At 45.3% G+C, this 5,984-nt stretch carries 5 protein-coding genes and 4 tRNA genes; 3 read left to right on the top strand and 6 right to left on the bottom strand.

The features are described 5' to 3' along the window. Positions 1-181 precede the first annotated feature (181 nt). The 4 genes from PUN32_RS13650 to PUN32_RS13635 form a co-directional block, all read right to left on the bottom strand. Positions 182-257 (bottom strand) — tRNA-Thr (locus PUN32_RS13650). 13 nt (positions 258-270) lie between these two features. Then, positions 271-345 (bottom strand) — tRNA-Gly (locus PUN32_RS13645). A gap of 34 nt (positions 346-379) precedes the next feature. Then, a tRNA-Tyr gene (locus tag PUN32_RS13640) sits at positions 380-464 on the bottom strand. A gap of 36 nt (positions 465-500) precedes the next feature. Continuing rightward, positions 501-576: transfer RNA gene (locus PUN32_RS13635), tRNA-Thr, on the bottom strand. 259 nt (positions 577-835) lie between these two features. Between PUN32_RS13635 and coaA the strand changes: the two genes are divergently transcribed. After that, the gene (gene coaA, locus PUN32_RS13630) at positions 836-1,759 is read left to right on the top strand and encodes a type I pantothenate kinase (protein WP_274723689.1); all 924 of its coding nucleotides are present in this window, start codon (positions 836-838) and stop codon (positions 1,757-1,759) included. 64 nt (positions 1,760-1,823) lie between these two features. Here coaA and birA read toward each other — a convergent pair whose 3' ends face one another. Continuing rightward, positions 1,824-2,786 carry a bifunctional biotin--[acetyl-CoA-carboxylase] ligase/biotin operon repressor BirA gene (gene birA, locus PUN32_RS13625; RefSeq protein ID WP_274723688.1) on the bottom strand — a complete coding sequence of 321 codons (963 nt, stop codon included), beginning with the start codon at positions 2,784-2,786 and terminating at the stop codon, positions 1,824-1,826. After that, positions 2,783-3,856, bottom strand: coding sequence for a UDP-N-acetylmuramate dehydrogenase (murB, locus tag PUN32_RS13620; RefSeq protein ID WP_274723687.1), 1,074 nt, complete (start codon positions 3,854-3,856; stop codon positions 2,783-2,785). The genes birA and murB overlap by 4 nt, the downstream gene beginning before the upstream one ends. A gap of 36 nt (positions 3,857-3,892) precedes the next feature. Here murB and PUN32_RS13615 point away from each other — a divergent pair, with 36 nt between their 5' ends. Together PUN32_RS13615 and pssA are read left to right on the top strand one after the other, a co-directional pair. Then, positions 3,893-4,327, top strand: coding sequence for a GNAT family N-acetyltransferase (locus tag PUN32_RS13615; protein WP_274723686.1), 435 nt, complete (start codon positions 3,893-3,895; stop codon positions 4,325-4,327). A gap of 82 nt (positions 4,328-4,409) precedes the next feature. Further along, complete coding sequence (gene pssA, locus PUN32_RS13610; RefSeq protein WP_274723685.1) at positions 4,410-5,750, top strand: CDP-diacylglycerol--serine O-phosphatidyltransferase; 1,341 nt, start codon at positions 4,410-4,412, stop codon at positions 5,748-5,750. Positions 5,751-5,984 lie beyond the last annotated feature (234 nt).

Raw genomic sequence — 5,984 nt, 5'->3', positions numbered from 1 at the left:
TGTTTTACCGTGGTCAACGTGGCCGATAGTACCAACGTTTACGTGCGGTTTCGTACGTTCAAATTTTTCTTTAGACATGAGTTGTCCCTCTAGGTACGGATGTAGGTGGCATTGATATGACCACGCAACCAAAAAATATCGGTAGTAAAGTATATATCAAAAGGAAATTTTTGCTTAGATCTGGTGCTGATAGGCAGAATCGAACTGCCGACCTCATCCTTACCAAGGATGCGCTCTACCATCTGAGCTATATCAGCACTCTAAAATGAGTGGAGCGGGCAGCGGGAATCGAACCCGCATCATCAGCTTGGAAGGCTGAGGTAATAGCCATTATACGATGCCCGCACACGTAGCTCTGAGCGCTATTTCCTTAAAAATATGGTGGAGGGGGACGGATTCGAACCATCGAAGGCGGAGCCGGCAGATTTACAGTCTGCTCCCTTTGGCCACTCGGGAACCCCTCCAAATTTTTTGACCATTTTCATTGCTAATGGAGAAAATGGTGCCGACTACCGGAATCGAACTGGTGACCTACTGATTACAAGTCAGTTGCTCTACCTACTGAGCTAAGTCGGCATAAGTGGTGCGCATTCTAGTGAATGATCTTAGACCTTGCAAGCCCTATATTTAAAAAAATGCTTTTTTCAAAGGATTTTGTTTTTCCGCTGTTTTTTTGCTCAAATTGCCATTCAATCGCGAATTCACGTATCATTCTATTTTGCTTTCGTTTGACCTTACTGTATTTTCGCTTTCTTTATCATTGACCACATGATTGAACTAATATTATGACTCCTTACTTAACCTTTGATCGTCAACACTGGGCTGAACTAATATTATGACTCCTTACTTAACCTTTGATCGTCAACACTGGGCTGAACTTCGTAATTCAGTCCCTATGACTTTATCTGAAAGCGATCTTAAGGAATTGCAAGGGATCAATGATCATTTGACCATGACTGAAGCGGTCGAGATCTACCTGCCTCTTGCTCGCTTACTCAATTTGTACATTGAAGCTCGGCAAAGCCGCAATGGTGTATTACAACAATTTTTAGGCAGTGCGGGCTCTGCACCACCGTTTGTGATTGGGATTGCCGGTAGTGTTGCGGTGGGTAAAAGCACAACGGCTCGCTTATTGAAGGCATTGCTATCACGCTGGGAAAATCATCCTAAAGTTGAACTGATCACCACCGATGGCTTTCTGTACCCAAATCAAATCCTAACTGAACGCAGGATCATGCATAAAAAGGGTTTTCCCGAATCTTATGATATTCGCCGTTTAGTTGAATTTGTCTCTGCGGTTAAAGCGGGTCAACCGCATGTGGTTGCTCCAGTTTATTCACACCTGACCTATGATATTACTGATGAGGTCAATGTCGTTGATCGCCCAGATGTGCTGATTATCGAAGGGCTGAATGTTCTGCAAAGCGGGATGGACTATCCACACGATCCACATCGTGTCTTTATTTCTGATTTTCTTGATTTCTCAATTTATGTCGATGCAGAGAGCCAACTGATCGAAAAGTGGTATATCGAGCGTTTTATGAAATTTCGTAATAGCGCTTTTAGAAAGCCAGGTTCGTACTTCAGCCATTATACCGCGCTATCAGAGCAGCAAGCCGAGCAAAAAGCACGTTCAATTTGGGAGACGATTAACGGCAAAAATTTGATCGAAAATATACTGCCCACCAAAGGTCGCGCTCAATTAATTCTCCGTAAAGGGCTAAACCATAGCGTGGGTGAAGTGTTATTGCGCAAATAATCCGTTAGGCGTGCCTTTCGAGTGATCAGGATACCTACTCTCACTGGCAAACCTATTACGTTGATTAATCATTTTTACGCAGTGATATTTCTCCGCCAATAAAGCTTTTCAAGCCCTCTGGAGTCTCTAATAACACGCCTCCGTGCGCATCGATTCCGCGCTCAATACCTAAAATTTCATTGGATCCAATAAGCAATTTCACCGGACGACCAATAAAATTATCCCAACGATTCCAACGCTCGACAAAATTGTGCATGCCAGACACTTCATATTGACGCAAGGTACGATCTAACGCATTAATAAGATTAATCGCTAAGACATTTCGATCTATGCTCTCCCACCCGGTGACTTCGGCTAGGCTGATCCACGGTTGATCAATATTGTCTTGCTTATCCGGCATTGCCAGATTAATCCCCATTCCAATCACTAAATGGGCGGCGGCGCCTGCTTGCCCAGACATTTCGACTAATATTCCGGCCAGCTTTTTATCGTGGTAGTAAAGATCGTTCGGCCATTTAAGTTTTACGCCATTGACCCCCATCGCTTCTAACGCTTCGACGATCGCCACGCCAACCACCAAGCTCAGTCCCATTGCGGCGGCCATACCAGCATCTAAACGCCAATACATGGAAAGGTAGAGATTCGCCCCAAACGGCGAAACCCAGTGTCGACCACGTCGACCTCGGCCACAGGCTTGATATTCGGCCAAGCAAACCGTTCCCGATGCCAGCGTGTTGACATGATCAAGCAAATATTGGTTGGTCGAATCAATAATCGGATGCAGCTCTACCGGATTGGTGACTTGGGATTGCAGCACTGCTTGATCCAATAATCGCATCGGTTGGGCAAGCTGGTAACCCTTGCCTTGCACCCGAAACACATCGACCCCCCACGTGCGGATCCCTTGCAGATGTTTACTGATTGCTGCGCGTGAGATCCCAAGCTGAGCGCCTAACACCTCTCCCGAATGAAACTCACCATCCGCTAACTGATTAAGAATAGACAGCTTGACACTATGCTCTTTCATGATTGCTCACTCATCCATTGCTCAAGATTGGTTTCTTGCTGCGCGCCAATAAAACGAACTTCATGTTCAAGTTCAATTCCGTAGCAATCCAGCACGCGTTGTTTCACATAAGCCGCCAACTGTAATACATCTGCCGTTGTTGCCGATCCGGTATTCACAATCACCAACGCCTGCTTAGGGTGAACCTTAGCGCCTCCGATTTGCCAACCTTTCAACCCTGCTTGATCAATTAGCCATCCCGCAGCAATTTTGACGCCCTGATCAGTAGGATAAGCCACTACACCAGGGTACTGCGCTTGTAAATCAGCAAGCGCCGACACACTGATCAGCGGATTTTTGAAAAAGCTGCCGGCATTACCCATGACCGCAGGATCGGGCAATTTTTCAATCCGTGTAGCACAAACCCGCTGATAGACATCATAAGCTGTTGCAGTCTGAGGAAGATCTTTGAGCGGACCATAATTGATGATCGGTTGCCAAGCTTTTGCTAACTTCAAACCAACTGCCACCACCACCGCTTTTTGATACAGTTGATGTTTAAAAATCGAGTCACGATAACCAAACTGGCATTGATCAACCATCAAGCGCTTGATTGAACCACTCTCTAGACATAAGTAGTCCACATAATGGCAAACATCCTTAAATTCGAGTCCATAAGCACCGATATTTTGGATCGGTGCCGAGCCGGCACAACCTGGAATTAACGCCAAATTCTCTAACCCAGCAATGCCCTGATCAACACACCAAGCCACCAGTTCAGGCCAATCTTCGCCGCCAGCAATATGCAATAAGTGATGTTGTTTATCTTGTCGATGCTCTATTCCACGTAGCCGATTAAGTACCACCATGCCGGAATAGGCACAAGTAAACAGCATGTTACTGCCTTTGCCTAACATCAACTTAGGCACATTCGCCCATTGCTCAGAGCAGTACAGCATTTGTAAATCATCAATCGATTCAGCCACGGCTAATTGAGCCGTAAATTGTTCAATACCAAAAGTGTGATAGTGTTTGAGATTCGCGCCGAGTTGAATTTGCATGGTCGTCTTAGGATAACTTAAACTGGCCACATTCTACCCCAGATCACCAATAAGCACGAAAGACCAATGTTAGAGTTTCAGCAATTTGATCCGATCAAACTTCCACTCATCAAACGTTTTTATAAAATGTATTACCCAGCAACGAAACCTAAGCGTGATGAGTCGATCATTGTCGGATTGGATAAAACAGAAATCATCGCAGTGGTACGTTTTCGGACCGTGGGATCATCTCGGTTACTGACCGGAATGGCGGTAAAAACGGAGCAACGCCAACAAACAATTGGCCAACAACTGCTGCGTTATTGCCAAACCAAATGGCTTGATCAGACAACATTTTGCTTCGCTTACTCCCATTTAGTCGATTTTTATCAGTACAGTGGTTTCACACCAGTGGAGCCAGCCACTTTACCAACGGAACTGGAAACGCTTTATCAGCGTTACTTGCAATCCGGCAAGGATCTCATTCCGATGCAATATCAAGCCAAGTTATGTCAAGAATAGTCGCCATTTATAGCCTTTTCTTAACCAGTTTTGGTAATATCCACTGCTCGCAATTTTGCACACAACAAGGTAATGCATCCCAATGATTGCTCGAAGAAACCCTCTCGAACAACTACCAGCGATTGCGCAGGAGCCAGACAAATTTGGCATACTGCTCTCCGCTGCGGAATTTCGAACTCATTTGGTCGAATCGATTCGTCAGGCGCGCAAACGTATCTACCTGGTTGCCCTTTATTTAGAAAATGATGATGCAGGTCGTGAAATTCTCAGCGAACTTTACGCGGCCAAACAACGTAACCCAGGACTTGATATTCAGTTGTGTGTTGACTGGCATCGCGCGCAAAGAGGCTTAATCGGAGCCGCGACCTCTGAAGGTAATGCCGCGATGTATCGCGAATTTGCCCAACAATATGAGCATCGTATTCCCGTTTATGGGATCCCGGTAAGGGGACGCGAAGTTTTTGGCGTATTACATCTTAAAGGCTTCATCATTGATGATCAGGTGATTTACAGCGGAGCTAGTCTCAATAACGTTTATCTTGCTTATCATGACCGTTATCGTTTCGATCGCTACCATACTCTTGAAAACACGGCGCTTGCTAACAGCATGGTTGAATTTGTCCGACAAGAGATACTTGCTCACCCGGCAGTCAATAATCTTGCTTGTGACCATAAGCCAACCACTAAAGAAATTAAATCGGATATCCGCCAGTTCCGCGCCTCGCTTACCCAAGCAAATTACCAGTTTGAACAACAAAAAATTACCCAACAACAGGTTGCGGTTACACCATTAGTCGGGCTTGGACGCCGTAGAAACCGACTCAATCAAACCATAATCCAACTTTTAGCATCCGCTAAGGAAGAAGTATTCATCTGTACACCATACTTCAATTTCCCACCAAGCATTGCTAAGGAAGTGAAAAAAGCGCTACGCCGTGGGGTCACAGTGCATATTGTGATCGGTGATAAGACAGCGAATGATTTCTATATCGCGCCAGAAGAGCCGTTCAAAACGATTGGCGGTCTACCTTATTTATACGAGTTGAACCTACGTCGTTTTGCTAAAGTCAATGAAGCGCATATCGCTAGCCGTAAGCTCTCCATTCATCTCTGGAAACACGAGCATCATAGCTTCCATCTGAAAGGCGTTTGGATCGATAAGCGTCACATGCTGATCACTGGCAATAACCTCAATCCTCGTGCTTGGAAGTTAGACCTGGAAAATGCGCTTTTGATCCGTGATGAGCACCATCTGCTGACAGATAAGTTTACCGCCGAAATCGACAATATCCTGCACCATACTCAGTTTATCTGTACTTATAAGCAAATTGAAAAACTCGAACAGTATCCAGAAAAAGTGCAGCGTTTAGTACGTAGAATTATGCGCTTAAAAGCGGATAGACTGCTTAAACAGATACTCTAGCCAGCTCAGGATTAACCCATCCCACCACCAAACCGATGCCTTGTGCATCGGTTTTTTATTACTCGGATGAAAGGGGCACGCATGATGGTCACTGACGGAGGGTAACTCAAGAGATAAAATGAGGAGATAAAACAGGATAAGCCCAATATATCGCTGACCAAAGAGTAAATAGCCAATAGCAAAAAACCCAGTCCGAAGACTGGGTTTCATAATAAGTGGCGGAGCGGACGGGAC

Source organism: Vibrio chanodichtyis (assembly GCF_028863985.1).
Taxonomy (GTDB): domain Bacteria; phylum Pseudomonadota; class Gammaproteobacteria; order Enterobacterales; family Vibrionaceae; genus Vibrio; species Vibrio chanodichtyis.
The sequence above is the reverse complement of the archived record's forward strand: the minus strand, read 5'-3'. Positions and strand labels throughout refer to the sequence as shown.